12 protein-coding genes and 1 pseudogene are annotated in these 15,952 nt (G+C 62.4%); 8 read left to right on the top strand and 5 right to left on the bottom strand.

Features of this window, described 5'->3' with window-relative positions:
• Positions 1 to 35: 35 nt before the first annotated feature.
• Together Q7V46_RS06305 and ffh are read right to left on the bottom strand one after the other, a co-directional pair.
• Positions 36 to 662 carry a hypothetical protein gene (locus Q7V46_RS06305; RefSeq protein ID WP_370690290.1) on the bottom strand — a complete coding sequence of 209 codons (627 nt, stop codon included), beginning with the start codon at positions 660 to 662 and terminating at the stop codon, positions 36 to 38.
• Between the two features lie 46 nt (positions 663 to 708).
• Positions 709 to 2,079: a signal recognition particle protein gene (gene ffh, locus Q7V46_RS06300; RefSeq protein WP_304912667.1), complete on the bottom strand. Its 1,371-nt coding sequence runs from the start codon at positions 2,077 to 2,079 to the stop codon at positions 709 to 711.
• Positions 2,080 to 2,260: 181 nt separating this feature from the next.
• Between ffh and Q7V46_RS06295 the strand changes: the two genes are divergently transcribed.
• From Q7V46_RS06295 to Q7V46_RS06260, 8 genes and pseudogenes are all read left to right on the top strand, one after another.
• On the top strand, positions 2,261 to 3,061 hold the full coding sequence (locus tag Q7V46_RS06295; protein ID WP_304912666.1) for an inner membrane protein YpjD: 801 nt from the start codon (positions 2,261 to 2,263) through the stop codon (positions 3,059 to 3,061).
• An 11-nt stretch (positions 3,062 to 3,072) separates the two neighbouring features.
• Positions 3,073 to 3,321: a PP0621 family protein gene (locus tag Q7V46_RS06290; protein WP_304912665.1), complete on the top strand. Its 249-nt coding sequence runs from the start codon at positions 3,073 to 3,075 to the stop codon at positions 3,319 to 3,321.
• A 220-nt stretch (positions 3,322 to 3,541) separates the two neighbouring features.
• Positions 3,542 to 5,203, top strand: coding sequence for a PAS domain-containing sensor histidine kinase (locus Q7V46_RS06285; RefSeq protein ID WP_304912664.1), 1,662 nt, complete (start codon positions 3,542 to 3,544; stop codon positions 5,201 to 5,203).
• Positions 5,204 to 5,235: 32 nt separating this feature from the next.
• Complete coding sequence (locus Q7V46_RS06280; RefSeq protein WP_304912663.1) at positions 5,236 to 6,750, top strand: sigma-54 dependent transcriptional regulator; 1,515 nt, start codon at positions 5,236 to 5,238, stop codon at positions 6,748 to 6,750.
• On the top strand, positions 6,740 to 7,360 hold the full coding sequence (ampD, locus tag Q7V46_RS06275) for a 1,6-anhydro-N-acetylmuramyl-L-alanine amidase AmpD (protein ID WP_304912662.1): 621 nt from the start codon (positions 6,740 to 6,742) through the stop codon (positions 7,358 to 7,360). The genes Q7V46_RS06280 and ampD overlap by 11 nt, the downstream gene beginning before the upstream one ends.
• A gap of 433 nt (positions 7,361 to 7,793) precedes the next feature.
• The gene (locus Q7V46_RS06270; RefSeq protein ID WP_304912661.1) at positions 7,794 to 10,682 is read left to right on the top strand and encodes a ribonucleoside-diphosphate reductase subunit alpha; all 2,889 of its coding nucleotides are present in this window, start codon (positions 7,794 to 7,796) and stop codon (positions 10,680 to 10,682) included.
• A 142-nt stretch (positions 10,683 to 10,824) separates the two neighbouring features.
• On the top strand, positions 10,825 to 11,991 hold the full coding sequence (locus tag Q7V46_RS06265; protein WP_304912660.1) for a ribonucleotide-diphosphate reductase subunit beta: 1,167 nt from the start codon (positions 10,825 to 10,827) through the stop codon (positions 11,989 to 11,991).
• A 217-nt stretch (positions 11,992 to 12,208) separates the two neighbouring features.
• Positions 12,209 to 12,454, top strand: a pseudogene (locus tag Q7V46_RS06260) (histone); the annotation flags it as partial.
• Positions 12,455 to 12,506: 52 nt separating this feature from the next.
• Here the strand turns inward: Q7V46_RS06260 and Q7V46_RS06255 are convergent.
• The 3 genes from Q7V46_RS06255 to prmA form a co-directional block, all read right to left on the bottom strand.
• Positions 12,507 to 13,388 (bottom strand): carbohydrate kinase family protein, encoded by an 882-nt coding sequence (locus Q7V46_RS06255; RefSeq protein WP_304912659.1) that lies wholly within the window; start codon positions 13,386 to 13,388, stop codon positions 12,507 to 12,509.
• 14 nt (positions 13,389 to 13,402) lie between these two features.
• The gene (locus Q7V46_RS06250) at positions 13,403 to 14,068 is read right to left on the bottom strand and encodes a DUF3426 domain-containing protein (protein ID WP_304912658.1); all 666 of its coding nucleotides are present in this window, start codon (positions 14,066 to 14,068) and stop codon (positions 13,403 to 13,405) included.
• A 996-nt stretch (positions 14,069 to 15,064) separates the two neighbouring features.
• The gene (gene prmA / locus Q7V46_RS06245; protein ID WP_304912738.1) at positions 15,065 to 15,952 is read right to left on the bottom strand and encodes a 50S ribosomal protein L11 methyltransferase; all 888 of its coding nucleotides are present in this window, start codon (positions 15,950 to 15,952) and stop codon (positions 15,065 to 15,067) included.

Genomic DNA, 15,952 nt, shown 5'->3' with positions numbered 1-15,952 from the left:
GGATTCCTGCGATCTGAGTATGAGGCACGCCCCGCTCAGGTTGCAGGTGGCTTCAGGTAACGGTCGTCCGACCAAGTGGCCAGGTATTGCGGTGCAAACGCCACGCCAATGGCAGCGAACATCCCGGTGAGAAAAGCGTCGCCCCAGGCCATCAGCCAGCGGGCCACCAAGGCCTGCTCAAGCGCGACGCCATCCACCCGATGATGGGTCACCTCATACACCACGCCGACCAGGAACACCACCAGTGCGGTGGCCAGAAAACCGCGACCCAGGGTGTAGACAAACAGGTTCGATGGCACCCAGCGCCGCATCAAGGCACCCACACCCAAAGCCAGTGTGGCGGGCGCCAGCCCCACCCACACCCATTGCGACAGGACGGTGTCGGCATCCAGAGGCCCAAGCCCCCACACGATCAGAGCCACCACCCCCAAGACGGGCACCGCCAAGGGCCAGCCCAGCGCCAACAACAGCAGACAGGCGCCAGAGAACTGGATCGGCAAGCCCTTGGGCATGACCTGAGGCAGCAGCCACAGGAAGGGCAACAGCACCACCGCTGCCAATGCGGGCGTGAGCAAAGGGCCCCGCAACATGCGCCAAGGTCGCAAAGCCAGCGCGGCGGCCATGCACAGCACCGCCACGGCGATTTCTATGAAGATCAACATGACAGGGCCATTTTCACCACCACCTGAAGCCCCTGCCTGCGAAAGATCAACCCATGCCGGGAAACTTGGGCATGCCTTTCATGCCCCCCATGCGCTTGATCATCTTCATCATGCCGCCGCCCTTCATCTTCTTCATCATGCCCTGCATCTGCTCGAACTCCTTGAGCAGGCGGTTGACTTCCTGAACGTGCACGCCGGCGCCGGCGGCAATGCGGCGCTTGCGTGTGGCCTTGATGATGTCCGGGCGGGTGCGCTCCTTGAGCGTCATGCTGCAGATGATGCCTTCCTTGCGCTTGATGTCTTTTTCGGCGCGGTTCATGTCGACCTCGCTGGCCTTGGCCGCCATGGCACCCGGCAGCTTGTCCATCAGGCTGGAGAGTCCGCCCATCTGCTTCATCTGGCGAATCTGGTCGAGGAAGTCGTTCAGGTCGAAGCCCTCACCGCTTTTGACCTTGGCGGCCAGCTTCTGCGCGGCGGCCATGTCCACGCTTGCTGTGACCTGCTCGACCAGGGCCACGATGTCGCCCATGCCCAGAATGCGCCCTGCATGCCGGTCGGCATCGAACACCTCCAGGCCATCGATTTTTTCCGAGACTCCGGCAAACTTGATCGGTGCACCCGTGATGGCCCTGACCGAAAGTGCAGCACCACCTCGCGAGTCACCGTCGGTCTTGGTCAGGATGATGCCGGTGAGAGGCAGGGCTTCCTTGAACGCCTTCGCGGTGTTGATCGCATCCTGACCCTGCATCGCGTCGACCACAAACAGTGTCTCCACCGGGTCCAGCACCGCATGCAGTTCCTTGATCTCGCGCATCAGCGCCTCATCGATCGCCAGGCGACCGGCCGTATCGACCAGCAGCACATCGAAATAGTGCTTGCGGGCGTAGTCGATCGCGGCGCGGGCAATGTCCACTGGCTTCTGGTTCGCCGTGCTGGGAAACCACTCCGCACCCGCCTGCGCGGTCACCATCTTGAGCTGTTCGATGGCCGCAGGGCGGTAGACGTCACCCGAAACGGTGAGCACCTTCTTCTTGCGCTTCTCGATCAGGTGTTTGGCCAGCTTGGCGGTGGTGGTGGTCTTGCCCGCGCCCTGCAGGCCCGCCATCAAAATCACCGCCGGCGGCTGGGCGGCCAGATTGATGTCGGACACGCCGCTACCCATGATCGCTGCCAGCTCGCGGTTGACGATACCGACCATGGCCTGTCCCGGCGTGAGCGAACCCACCACCTCCTGCCCCAGCGCCTTTTCCTTCACCTTGGCGATGAAGTCGCGCACCACCGGCAGCGCGACATCGGCCTCCAGCAAGGCCATGCGCACCTCGCGCATCATGTCGGTGACATTGCTCTCGGTGATGCGGGCCTGGCCGCGCATTTCCTTGACGATGCGTGAGAGACGTTCGGAGAGGGCTGTTGCCATGGTGCGCTCGGGGTGAGGGGCAGACGCCACCGCTTGGGTGGCGGAAAAATGGGTCAGAGTGGCCAGTATTTCTCACAAACAGGTGTGCCGGCCCACAACGGCCTTCGTAACAAGGCCGTTAAACTGTGCAAATGATTTTAGCTGCGCAACCCGCACGCGCGCGGGTGGTGGTGCCCGGTCCATGAACCTGCTGCCCACCCTCATGTCGAATCCGTCCGCCGCCCTGCTCTCGTCAGTGGCGGCTTTGTCGTACGCCGTGCTGGCCTGGGCCCACCCGAGAATGACACCCCCGCAGGTGCGCGGCCTGCTGGCCATCGCCTGGCTTCTTCACCTGGTGGTGCTGTTGCAGGGTTTGTTCATTCAACCGGTTCGTTTCGGTTTCGCCCCGGCACTCTCCATCACCGCATGGCTGGTATTGACCGTCTACCTGGTGGAAAGCCGCTTGTATCCACAGTTGCGAGCACGATGGACGCTTGCTGCACTCGGCTCTGTTGCGGTGCTGGTGGCATTGGTTTTTCCAGGATCCACCTACCCTGCACTTCAATCATCCTGGCTGCCGCTTCATTGGGCACTGGGCATCGCATCCTATGGGCTCATCGCAGCCGCCGTCTTCCACGCCTGGATGATGCAGCGGGCTGAGAAAGCCATGCGCCAAGGCACATCCACCGAAGCCACCATGCCGCTGCTGATGCTGGAGCGACTGACTTTCCGGTTCGTGGCTGCGGGTTTCGCCTTGCTGAGCGCCACCCTTCTTGCGGGCGGGTGGTTCGCCGCCACACTGCATCACCAATGGGTGTGGGAACACAAGACGGTGTTTTCCGTACTGGCATGGCTGACGATGGGCGTCCTGCTGCTGGGACGCTGGCGCCTGGGCTGGCGCGGGCGGACCGCCGTTCGGACCCTGTATCTGGGCGCGGGCTTCTTGCTGCTCGGCTATGCCGGATCCCGCTTTGTACTCGAAGTGGTTTTGAATCGCAGCTGAACGCTACCCACATGAAATACCTGCTCGTTCTTGCTGTGATCCTGGTGGCCATCTACATCTGGCGAAACAACCGCCTCAGAAGCGACGATGACAAACCAGCGCGCAAAGCGCCCCGGTCGAACAAGCTGGCTCCCCCTACTGTGATGGTCGCCTGCAGGCACTGCGGCACCCACCTGCCCGAGGCGGAGGCCGTCAAAGGCAGACAGGGCACCTACTGCAGTGACGAACACCTGCGACTGGGCGAGCGAGGCCCGGAATGAAAAGCCTCGGCCGGCCCTAGGATGAAACAGCCACCACGCTCACTTCGTTCGATGTCCCCCATAGGGGTTTGTCAGCGCTTTCGGGCGACTGGCCTCCAGTGACATGGCTCGGAACACCCATTCACAATTCGCTCCCTCCTGGTTTTCGGTGTTCGAAACCGGCAGCTCGCATGGGCGAGAACAGCGACTGAGGGCGTTTGTGCGGCTGTGGAGCGCCTTCATGCGCGCCCGCGTATTCATCGCTGCGGTGTTGCTGGCGCTGCAGACATTCGTGCTGCTCACCAACGCGGGGGGGCCGGACTGGCTGGTGGCCCTGTGCGCGGGGCACCTTTGCGCAACCCTGGCGGTGCTTTTTTGGTCCCGCCCGATCGACCACGGCCAGGTGTTCCGCCTTCAATGGGTGATGACCATCGGCGTGGACATGGTGGTGTTTGCGGTGCTCCAGTATTTCCAGCAAGCCAGCCTCAACTACACCCCGCTGTTTGCCCTGCCGGTGCTGCTGGCTTCCATCCTCGGGCCCCTGATGCTGGGACTGGCCACGGCCGCCAGCGTGGCCTTCTACCTGCTGGGAGAGGCCTGGCTCAGCGCGCCCTTGCTCAGTGACGTGTCGACCGCGCGCTTTCTCCAGGCGGGTCTGACGGGCACAGGCTTTTTCCTGGTCGCCGTACTGGCCAACCAGCTCGCCATCCGGCTGGCCAAAGAAGAGGCGTTGGCCCAGAGCAGCCAGGTGGCCGCGCGCAACCAGGCCGAAGTCAACGAACTGATCATCGAAAGTCTGACCGAAGGGGTGCTGGTGGCGGACCCGCACGGCGTGGTGCGCAGTGCCAATCCCGCTGCGCTGGCCATGCTGCTGGGCGAAGGACACTCCAGCGCCACGCGGCTCCTGCTTTCCGTGAAAGAGAGCTGGGCCGGTCTGTCTCACCTGGTGAACGAGACCTTCGTTCTCGGTCAGCCACTGCAATCGGAAATCTCTCTTGACATCGACGAACTCACCACCCACCGCCTGTACGCCCGCACCCGGCTGACGGTGCAGGGTGGCCGGGGCCGTGGTCTGTGCGTGGTGTTTCTGGAAGACCTGCGCGAAGTGGAAGCGCGCGTGCGCACCGAGAAGCTGGCGTCCATGGGGCGGATGTCGGCAGCCGTGGCCCACGAGATCCGCAACCCGCTTTCAGCCATCACACAAGCGAACGCCCTGCTCGACGAAGAAGTGCAAGCGCCGGCACAGAAGAAACTCACGCAGATGATCGAGCACAACGCCCAGCGTCTCTCGCGCATCGTCGACGACATTCTCAACGTCGCGCGAGCCCAGCCAAGCCAGATTGAAGGACTGATCCCGTCGCTCCCGCTGGACGCTTCCATCCGCTACATCACGCAGGAATGGTCGCGCCAGAACCAGTCGCGCGGTATCCTGGGCGTGCACACCCACGCTCCCGCCGCACACGTGGGCTTCGACCCCGAGCACCTGCGCCGACTGCTGGTCAACCTGCTCGACAACGCCATGCGGCACGCCACCGGCCAGCCTTCTTCGATCCGTGTCATCTCCCAACCCAGTGGCAACGACCGGGTGCGCATGTCGGTGTGGAGCGACGGCGCTCCCCTGGAGGCCGGCGTCCTCAAGCACCTGTTCGAACCCTTCTTTTCTTCCGAGAGCCGGTCCAGTGGACTGGGGCTCTACATCTGCCGCGAACTGTGCGAGCGATACGGCGCCAACATTGCCTACCAGCGCACCCGGCTGGACCAGCGCGACGGCAATGAGTTCTATGTGATCATGGCGGCATCGGACGGACACAGCCGACAACCCGTGCAGCAAAACCTGTCCTACACACCAGGTGACTCCATCCCCTCCATGACGCGGCCCGGGTCGCTTCGCGGCGCCACCTGAGTACGAACAGACTGCCCATCCCGCCGCCCACAATGACTGCGCAACCCATTGCCTCGATCCTCGTTGTAGACGATGAGCCCGACCTTCGCACACTCTACGAGCTGACGCTGCTGCGAGAGGGTCACGAAGTGACCTCGGCGCCCGATCTGGAGCAGGCCCGCGAGTGGCTGGCGCAGAAGCGCTTCGACGTGCTGATCACCGACATGCGCCTGCCTGACGGGTTGGGGCTGGAGTTGCTTCGCCAGCTGACAGACACTCAGCGCACCGAAAAAAGCATTGTCATCACTGCCCACGGATCGGCTGAAAACGCCGTGGAGGCACTGAAACTCGGTGCATTCGACTACCTGACCAAACCGGTCGATCTCAAACAACTGCGCGCAGCGGTATCCTCAGCATTGCAGAGCCAAAGGCATCCACCTGCCGCTCTGCTCGATCGCACCACCGACGCCGAGCATGCAGGCGACACACTGACCGCGCTGCAACTCTCCCGCGCACCATTGCCGCCTGCGGGCGTGCGCTCCCTGCAACGCATTGTTGGCAGCGCACCCAGCATCGTGCAGATCAAGTCGCGCATCGAAAAGGTGGCAACGAGCATGGCGCCGGTGCTCATCCTGGGCGAATCCGGCACCGGCAAGGAACTGGTGGCGCGTGCGGTGCACGAATGCAGCCACCGCGCCAGCGGTCCGTTCGTGGCGGTGAATTGCGGCGCCATTCCTGAAAATCTCATCGAAGCCGAGTTTTTTGGCGCTCGCAAGGGTGCGTACACCGGAGCCACCCAGGACCGAGAGGGCTACTTCCAGGCGGCCAAGGGCGGCACGCTGTTTCTCGATGAAATTGGCGATCTGCCCATCGCCATGCAGGCCAAACTGTTGCGCGTCATCCAGGAGCGCCGCGTGCGCCCGCTCGGCGGCGTGCAGGAAAACGCCGTGGATGTGCGTCTGGTCAGCGCCACCCACCGCGACCTGTCGGCGTTGGTCCAGAGCAGTCAGTTCCGGCAGGATCTTTTTTACCGGCTGAACGTCATCGAACTGCGCACCCCTGCCCTTCGCGAGCGACGCGAGGACCTGCCCGAACTGGCGCGCGCGCTCATGAAGCGCATCTGCAAGGAAAGCGGCCAACCAGCGCCCGCGCTGTCAGACCGGGCCCTGGCGTGGCTGCAGACGCGGGCACTGCCAGGCAATGTCCGTGAACTGGAGAATCTGCTGCAACGTGCCCTGGCGCTCAGCAGCGGCGACGCCATCGAACCCAGTGATTTCGGTGATCTCGAGGCGGTCCAGCCAGATGGATCGACCGACAGCGAGTCACCCCTCGCTTCAGGGCCATCGCCCACGTCGCCGGACAACGCCCCTGCCGCGATCGACATTCCAAACGATCTGCAGACCTACCTGGATGAGCAGGAGCGTCTCGTGCTGCTCAAGGCGTTGAGGGAGTGTGACTACAACCGCACCGCCGCCGCAGCGCGCCTGGGACTCAACCTGCGGCAGATGCGCTACCGCATCCAGCGGCTGGGCCTGAGCATGCCCACCGACGACAGCGATGGTGGCTGAACCGCTGCTCGCCGGCAGGTGGCAGGCCGGCTGGCTGGACGGCGCCCGTCGTTGTCCCTCGCCCAACTTCGGCCCCCGACCCGCTGGTGCGCTGGTCGACCTGATCGTGGTGCATTCGATCAGCCTGCCGCCCGGCCAGTACGGCGGTCCCGAAGTGGAACAACTGTTCACCAACCAGCTGGACTGGCAGGCCCACCCCTATTTCGAACAGATCCGCGGCGCGGAAGTGTCGGCGCATTTCTTCATTCGGCGCGATGGCGAACTGGTGCAGTTCGTCGAAGTTGACCAGCGGGCCTGGCACGCCGGCGTCTCCCACTGGTGCGGCCGCGACAACCGCAACGACGATTCCATTGGCGTCGAAATCGAAGGGCTTGAAGGCGATCCCTTCGAAACCGCACAGTACAGCGTCCTGATCCGTCTGTGCCATGCTCTGGCCGCGCGTTACCCCATTGCTCATATCGCCGGGCATGAACACATTGCCCCCGGCCGCAAGTTCGACCCGGGACCGGGTTTCGACTGGACAGGCCTCCAGCAAGGGCTGAGCTGGCCCATCAGGTGTTTCCCTGAGGTCACACACGCCGGAGATGTCTCACCCAGCCGATCGGGTTAGCTGAGATTTTTCTCAGCACGCGCAGCAAGCCAGGGACGTCGCGGCCTGCAAAGGTCTTTCGCTTCGAAGACCGCATGCCGCAAGGGCTTCAGCGACACCATTCAAGCCTGTCGCGCGCTGGCGGCGGCACAAGAAAATTGACGCACCGGCCATCGAAACCCGCTGTGTCACAGCGGAAAAAACGGCTTGGCAGCGCAATCAGGAAAAAAATCCAAAACACTACCGGTAGTGGCTTGAACCATGCCCGCACACCAGATATAGTGTGCGCTGCGTCACGCCAGCCGATCCGTTTCACACCATTTCGCTCCCGCCGCCCCATTCGCAGATGTGCAGCGCATCGAACCTGTTCAAAACCCCGGCACGCCGCCTACGCCCCAGCGCAAGATCTGGCGCCTTCCGCGCCTGAACACACAAAACAAACGAAAGAGGAACCATGCAGACCACATCATCTTCCGCCGCACAGCCTGCTGCTGCCAGTTTGGCGGCCCCCGTTTCGCTCAAACCCTCATCGGGGTCTGCCAGTGCCGCCTTCAGCCACTACCAGATCATTCGCCGCAACGGCGCCGTGGTGTCGTTCGAGCCCAGCAAGATCGCCGTGGCGCTGATGAAAGCCTTCCTGGCCGTGCACGGTACCCAGGGCGCGGCGTCTGCCAGCGTGCGCGAGACGGTGGATGCGCTCACCCAGACCGTCGTGAAAGCGCTTGTGCGTTCGCGTCCTGGCGGTGGCACCTTCCACATTGAAGATGTGCAGGACCATGTGGAACTTGGACTGATGCGCAGCGGCCACCATGAAGTGGCGCGCGCCTACGTGCTCTACCGCGAGCGCCGCGCTCAGGAGCGTGCCCACCAGGCGAAGCCCGCCGCCGCAGAGGTGGAACTGCACGTCATCGACGGCGGCCAGCGGGTCCCTCTCGATCTGCAGCGCCTGCAGGGTCTGATTGAATCGGCCTGCACCGGGCTGGGCAAGGATATCAAGGCGGACCCGATCGTGGCCGAGACCAAACGCAACCTGTACGACGGCGTGCCGATCGAAGAGGTCTACAAGGCGTCCATCCTGGCCGCTCGCACGCTGATCGAGAAAGATCCGGACTACACCTACGCCACCGCGCGCCTGCTGCTGCACACCATCGTCAAGGAAGTGATGGGCGAAGAAGTGCCCGCCACCGAAATGGGCGCGCGCTACGCCGACCACTTCCCCCAGTTCATCAAGAAGGGCGTGCAGAACGACCTGCTCGACGAGCGCCTGCTGCAGTTCGACCTGGCCCGCCTGGGTGCCGCGCTCAAGCCCGAGCGCGATCTGCAATTCGACTACCTGGGCCTGCAGACGCTGTACGACCGTTACTTCCTGCACGTGCGCAAGTCCCGCATCGAATTGCCCCAGTCGTTCTTCATGCGCGTGGCCATGGGACTCTCGCTCAACGAGATCGACCGCGAAGCGCGCGCCATCGAGTTCTACGAGGTGCTGTCTTCGTTTGACTTCATGTCCTCCACCCCCACGCTGTTCAACAGCGGCACACTGCGCTCGCAGCTCTCCAGCTGCTACCTCACCACCGTGCCCGACGACCTCGACGGCATCTACGAGTCCATCAAGGAAAATGCGCTGCTCTCCAAGTTCGCTGGTGGCCTGGGCAACGACTGGACCCGCGTGCGCGCACTCGGCGCCCATATCAAGGGCACCAATGGCGAATCCCAAGGCGTGGTGCCGTTCCTCAAGGTGGTCAACGACACCGCCGTGGCGGTGAACCAGGGTGGCAAGCGCAAGGGCGCGGTCTGCACCTACCTGGAAACCTGGCACCTCGACATCGAAGAGTTCCTGGAGCTGCGCAAGAACACCGGCGACGACCGCCGCCGCACGCACGACATGAACACGGCCAACTGGATCCCCGACCTGTTCATGAAGCGGGTGATGGAAAAAGGCGAATGGAGCCTGTTCTCGCCGAACGACGTGCCCGACCTGCACGATCGCTTTGGCGCCGACTTCGAACGCGCCTACGTGGCCTACGAAGAGAAGGCTGCGCGCGGCGAGATCAAGCCCTACCGCAAGGTGCCGGCCACAGACATGTGGCGCAAGATGCTCTCCATGCTGTTCGAGACCGGCCATCCGTGGATCACCTTCAAGGACGCTTGCAACGTGCGCTCGCCGCAGCAACACGCCGGCGTGGTGCACAGCTCCAACCTCTGCACCGAGATCACGCTCAACACCAGCGACACCGAAACCGCCGTCTGCAACCTGGGTTCGATCAACCTGCTGCAGCACGTCAAGGACGGCGACATCGACCGCGTCAAGCTGCAGAAGACCATCACCACCGCGATGCGCATGCTCGACAACGTGATCGACATCAACTACTACGCAGTGAAAAAGGCACGCGACTCCAACATGCGCCACCGCCCGGTGGGCCTGGGGGTGATGGGCTTCCAGGACGCCCTCTACGAACTGCGCATTCCCTACGCGTCGAGCGAAGCCGTGGCCTTTGCCGACCGTTCCATGGAAGCCGTCTGCTACTACGCGTACTGGGCATCCACGGAACTGGCGCGTGAGCGCGGCAAGTACGCCAGCTTCAAGGGTTCCTTGTGGGACCAGGGCATCCTGCCACTCGACACCCTGCAGATGCTCAGTACCGAGCGAGGTGGTTATGTCGACGTGGACCGCTCCAGCACCATGGACTGGAATGCGCTGCGCGACAAGATCATGGCCGACGGCATGCGCAACTCCAACTGCGTGGCCATTGCACCCACCGCCACCATCTCCAACATCATCGGCGTGGACGCATCCATCGAACCCTGCTTCGGCAACCTCTCGGTCAAGTCCAACCTCTCCGGCGAGTTCACTGTCATCAACAGCTACCTGGTGAAGGACTTGAAGCGTCTGAACCTGTGGGACGACGTGATGGTCATGGACCTCAAGCATTTCGACGGTTCGCTGCGTCCCATCGATCGCGTGCCGCAGGAAGTGAAGGCGCTGTATGCCACCGCGTTCGAGGTGGAGCCGCTGTGGCTGGTGGAAGCTGCAGCGCGTCGCCAGAAGTGGATCGACCAGGCCCAGAGCCTGAACATCTACATGGCCGGTGCCTCAGGCAAGAAGCTCGACGACACCTACAAGCTCGCCTGGTTGCGCGGCCTCAAGACCACCTACTACCTGCGCACCACGTCGGCCACACAGGCAGAAAAATCCACCGGACGCACAGGTCAACTCAACGCAGTTGCGGTCGGTGGAAGCGATGCATCGATGCGTGCACCTGAGGTGATTCAAGCTTCTGCCGAACCCGCTACCGATGTGAAGTTCTGTGCGATCGACGACCCCGGATGTGAAGCCTGCCAGTGATCACGCTGCGCATTGCAAGCCGCGTTGCGGTGTCGAACATCGAGCATTCGATGCGACACCGCAACACAAAACCATCAACGAGTGCATGAGTCCTTTGCTTTTCATGCCGACACTTCGATAATCCGATGAATTGGACACACCTATGCTGACCTGGGACGAACAAGTCATTCCCTCTTCGAAGCCCGCCGCACTTCCCCTTGCCTCTGCTGTGCCAGGTATGCAAGCGCCACTGTCAGGTGCGGACCCCACCCCTTTCCCTTCCGAAGTCAAAGCCACTCAAGCCGTCGGCACGCGCCGTGTCAACGCGGCCGACAAACGCATCATCAACGGCCAGACCGACGTCAACCAGTTGGTGCCGTTCAAGTACAAGTGGGCCTGGGAAAAATACCTCGCCACCTGTGCCAATCACTGGATGCCGCAGGAAGTGAACATGAGCCGCGACATCGCGCTCTGGAAAGATCCCAACGGGCTGACAGAAGACGAGCGCCGCATTGTCAAGCGCAACCTCGGCTTCTTCGTCACCGCCGATTCGCTGGCAGCCAACAACATCGTGCTGGGCACCTACCGCCACATCACGGCGCCCGAATGCCGGCAGTTCCTGCTGCGCCAGGCGTTTGAAGAAGCCATTCACACTCACGCCTACCAGTACATCGTCGAGTCACTTGGTCTGGACGAGTCCGAGATCTTCAACGCCTACAACGAGGTCCAGTCGATCCGCGACAAGGACGAGTTCCTGATCCCCTTCATCGAAGCGATCATGGACCCGAACTTCCACACCGGCACACCCGAAACCGACCAGCGCCTGCTCAAGAGCCTGATCGTCTTCGCCTGCCTGATGGAAGGACTGTTCTTCTACGTGGGCTTCACGCAGATCCTGGCGCTGGGTCGCCAGAACAAGATGACCGGTGCGGCCGAGCAATACCAGTACATCCTGCGCGATGAATCCATGCACTGCAACTTCGGCATCGACCTGATCAACGCGATCAAGATGGAGAACCCGATGTTGTGGACGACCGAGTTCAAGGCCGAGATCAAAAAGCTGTTCCTCAAGGCCGTGGAGCTGGAATACCGCTATGCCGAAGACACCATGCCGCGCGGTGTGCTGGGCATGAACGCGTCCATGTTCAAGGGCTACCTGCGCTACATCGCCAACCGGCGGGCCACGCAGATCGGTCTGGAACCCATGTTCCCCAACGAGGAAAATCCGTTCCCCTGGATGAGCGAGATGATCGACCTCAAGAAGGAACGCAATTTTTTCGAAACCCGTGTCATCGAGTACCAGACGGGCGGCGCCCTGTCCTGGGACTGAATCCCCTTCCACCGGGGCTTACCGCAGTCACTCACCATCACATGTGTCTTCAACATTCAAAACCCTGCACTCGGCGCACTGGCGTCCGAGGCAGGGTTTTGTCACTGAATTCAGCGCCTTGGCGTCGTTCGTGGATGCATCCACTGGACCCCAGGGCCTTGAATCATTTTGTGGGCGAACGTGCTCATGAAGTGCTCTTTGCAACTTGATCAAGGAGAAAATAATGGCAACTGCGAAAAAAGCCCCGGCCAAAAAGGCCGTAGCGAAGAAAGCTGCACCAGCGAAGAAGGCCGCACCGGCCAAGAAAGCTGCTCCAGCGAAGAAGGCCGCACCCGTGAAGAAGGCAGCCCCAGCAAAAAAAGCTGAGCCGGCCAAGAAGCCGGCAGCCCCTGCGGCCCCTCCAGCACAAACGAAGCTGAATCCTCAGGCTGCCTGGCCGTTTCCTACGTCCAGCAAGCCCTGAAGATCTTCATCTGAAGTGCAATGGCCCGGCGCGCAAGCGTCGGGCTTTTTTTTCACAGGCTGTAGTTCTGGCCACCCCGGCTGGCGATCTTCAGTGCCCCCATGCGATTGCCCATTTCGACACATCGCTGCATCGGCCATCCCTGTTCAATGCCATGCAGCAGCGCTGCCCGGAAGGCGTCGCCACAACCCGTGGGATCCAGCACCTCGGTGGCCTTCACACCAGGCACCAAAGTTTTCTGACCCTCTGCCCACACTTCGCAGCCCTGTTCGCCCAATGTCACCACCAGGCTTCGAACTTTCTCGGCAATGCTTTCCAGGCTGAGCCCTGTGCGATCGGTCAGCATCTTGGCTTCGTAGTCGTTCACGGTGACCCAGCTTGCCAGTTCGATGAAATGCCGCAGCTCTTCGCCATTGAACATGGGCAGGCCCTGGCCTGGATCAAACACGAATGGAATGCCCGCATCATGCAGTTGCCTGGCATGAACCAGCATCGCTTCGCGGCCATCGGGTGCAACAATGGCCACGGAAATATCGGCGCGTGACGGCACCGGGTTGTGGTGCGCACTGGACATCGCCCCAGGGTGAAAAGCGGTGATCTGGTTGTTGTCGAGATCGGTCATGATCATGGCCTGTGCCGTGTAGCTGCCTTCGACACGCTGCACATGGGCGGTGTCAACGCCCAGTTTTTGCAGTCGCTCCAGATAGTCTTGTCCGTCGGTGCCCATGGCAGCCAGCGGAACCGCTTGGGCGCCGAGCTGACGCAAACCATAGGCGATGTTGCCGGCGCAACCACCGAATTCGCGACGCAAGCCGGGTACCAGGAAGGACACGTTGAGGATGTGTAGCTGGCTTGGCAAGATCTGTTCTGCAAAGCGACCTTCAAAGTTCATGATGGTGTCGAACGCAAGAGAGCCGCAAACAAGAATGGCCATGAGGGATTCCAGGATCAAGGATAAAAAACCAGTGCGCGGTAGCCCGCCATTGGCAACGAATCGCCTACGGCGATGGACAGGCGCAAGCTGACGGACAACGAGCCACCCGCCGGAAGCAAATCTGGCGCTTCCGGTAAATCTTGCGGCAGAAAAACTCGACGCGAAATGACGTTGTCGGCAGCATCGGTCAGGCTCAACTCCAGCGCGGGCAAAGCCACACTGATGGACGCGGTGTTCTTGAGCACCAGATCAAAGGAATAGAAGTTGCCAAGCCGGCGCACGAGTGCCGTGCTGTCGATCACGATCGCATCGATGCGCTGAATGGGTGCCAGAGTACACCCCAGCGCACCACACAGGGCCTGGAACGTGGGTTGCAGCTCTGGCTTCCATGCGACCAGGCGGTTGCGCTCAAACAAGGCCCATTGTGCCGTCAGCAAAACGGAGAGCACCAGCACCGTGCCAACGAACAGGGCACGCATGCCCGGCGTTTGCCAGTAGGCGCGACGTCGAGCCTGCTGAATGAATTCAGGCTCTGCTGGAGGCTGCGCCTCCACTTCTTCGGCGTCCTTGTCTGCCACCGGCGTTGGCCGAACGACCTCTTCTCCGGTCTCGGTCGTGGCCGACAGTGAGGGCGAAGGCGGTGGAGCAGAAGGTGCCTCTTGCCCCTTTGCCTTCACCATCGAGCGTTTTAGCCTAAACTCAGGTTGTTCGCTGTCAGCCTTCGGTTCATCTCCGCTCGTCTTGGCAGCAAAGCGCTGGAGCTCTGTCAAGAAATCGGCGTCCCCTGGGACCGCGTCGCCCAACAAGGCACGCGTTGAAAGGGGGGACTCATTTTGCCCGACCATCGTTGGTGCGGATCGGCTGCCGAGCGATGCGACATCCGACGTTCGCGGCGGCTTCACTGCAGGAGATGGAAGCACCCGCTCATGGGCTGTGAAGCGATCACCCTCCAGTGCCGCCGGAATCGTGACATCAAAATCCACTTCACTCGCAGACGGTGTGATCGGGACTTCTGCACGCTGACTGTGTTCTGGCGGTCTGGCTGCAGGAGGTGCCGACAGCGAACGACGGGCGACCACGCCGCCTCTGGAGGGCGCGGCGCCATCTGAACTACCCGGAGTGAAGCCTATCTGGGTTCGCTGCTCTCGCCGGATGAAGCGATCCTGCCTGGGTATCGGGATCTTGTCCGACAAGTCCAGATCCACCCCCGGAGCTGCTGACGCAGTGGGTGCTGCGGGTGCCATGGACTGCACAGAGGGTGACTCGGATTGTGGAGGTCGTGCAGCGCCCGTAACCGCTGCAGATGGCACCCAGGTTTCCAGATGCAAAGTGGCGTCAAAGACATCGGCACAGTGCCCACAACGCACCCAGCCGTCGGAAATCTTGAGCTGGTCAGGAACGACCCGGAACATCGTTCCGCAAGCTGGACAGCGAGTGGTGTAACTCATGCTCCGATTATTGCAGCCGGCATGGGCCTGGCCAGGTCAGAAGCACAAGGCGCATCGGGGCCGAAGCGCAGGACCGCCCCAAGCAAGGCCGCCCCCTCGAGGGCAGCGACCCGCGCAGCGGCGGAGCGTGGGGGTACAAAGACTGCAGCGCAGGGCCGCCCCAAGCAAGGCCGCCCCCTCGGGGGCAGCGACCCGCGCAGCGGCGGAGCGTGGGGGTCAACGCCACTTTCAGGACTTGACCGCGGTCATGAGGATCCAGCCTTCAGACTCATCACTGACCGCCAGTGTCACCCAAGGCGCGTACGCGTCGCGCAATTCATCGGCCTGACGCGCAAGGATGCCGGCCAGCACGAGTTGACCGCCACTCTCTGCAACATGGGCACAGAGCAAGGGGGCCAGCACCTTGAGCGGGGTAGCTAGGATGTTGGCCAGCACCAGGTCAAACACGCCGCTCGCCAGGTCGGGCAGGCCAGCCTGGAGGGCCACGTGGTTGGCGGCTGCGTTGAGCCGAGTGGCCTCCACCGCGGCAGTGTCGATGTCGACCGCCACGATGTCGCGCGCACCAAACTTGGCTGCACCGATCGCAAGGATGCCGGAGCCACAACCGTAGTCCAGCACCCGTCGCCCGGTCTGATCGCGTTGAGCGGTCCAGCGAAGGCACATGCGTGTCGTGGGGTGTGTGCCGGTACCGAATGCCAGCCCTGGGTCCAAACGGATCACCTGCAGTGCAGCGGCGGGCGGCTCGTGCCAGGTCGGCACGATCCAGAAGCTGGGTGTGATTTCAACCGGTTCAAACTGTGATTGCGTCAGGCGCACCCAGTCCTGCTCGGCAACGGTCTGGATGCCAAGAATCTTGCAGCCGGCAAAAAACGCCTGCGGCTCCAGCAGACGGGCCGCTTCGCGGGCCGATGCCTCCTCGGAGAACAAGGCCACCACCCTGGAACGTTGCCAACCCTCTTTCGGAGGCGGCATGCCCGGCTCCCCGAACAAGGCCGACTCGGCGGGCGTCAAGGCATCTGCGTCCTCGACCGACACACTGAGGGCCTCGAGAGCGTCCAGCGCTTCACTCACGGCCTCGACAGCCGGCTCCGGCACCATCAACACCAGTTCAAACAG

The sequence above is a fragment of the Hydrogenophaga sp. genome (genome assembly GCF_030651625.1).
GTDB lineage: Bacteria > Pseudomonadota > Gammaproteobacteria > Burkholderiales > Burkholderiaceae_C > Hydrogenophaga.
This window is presented reverse-complemented; position numbering and strand designations above follow the sequence as displayed.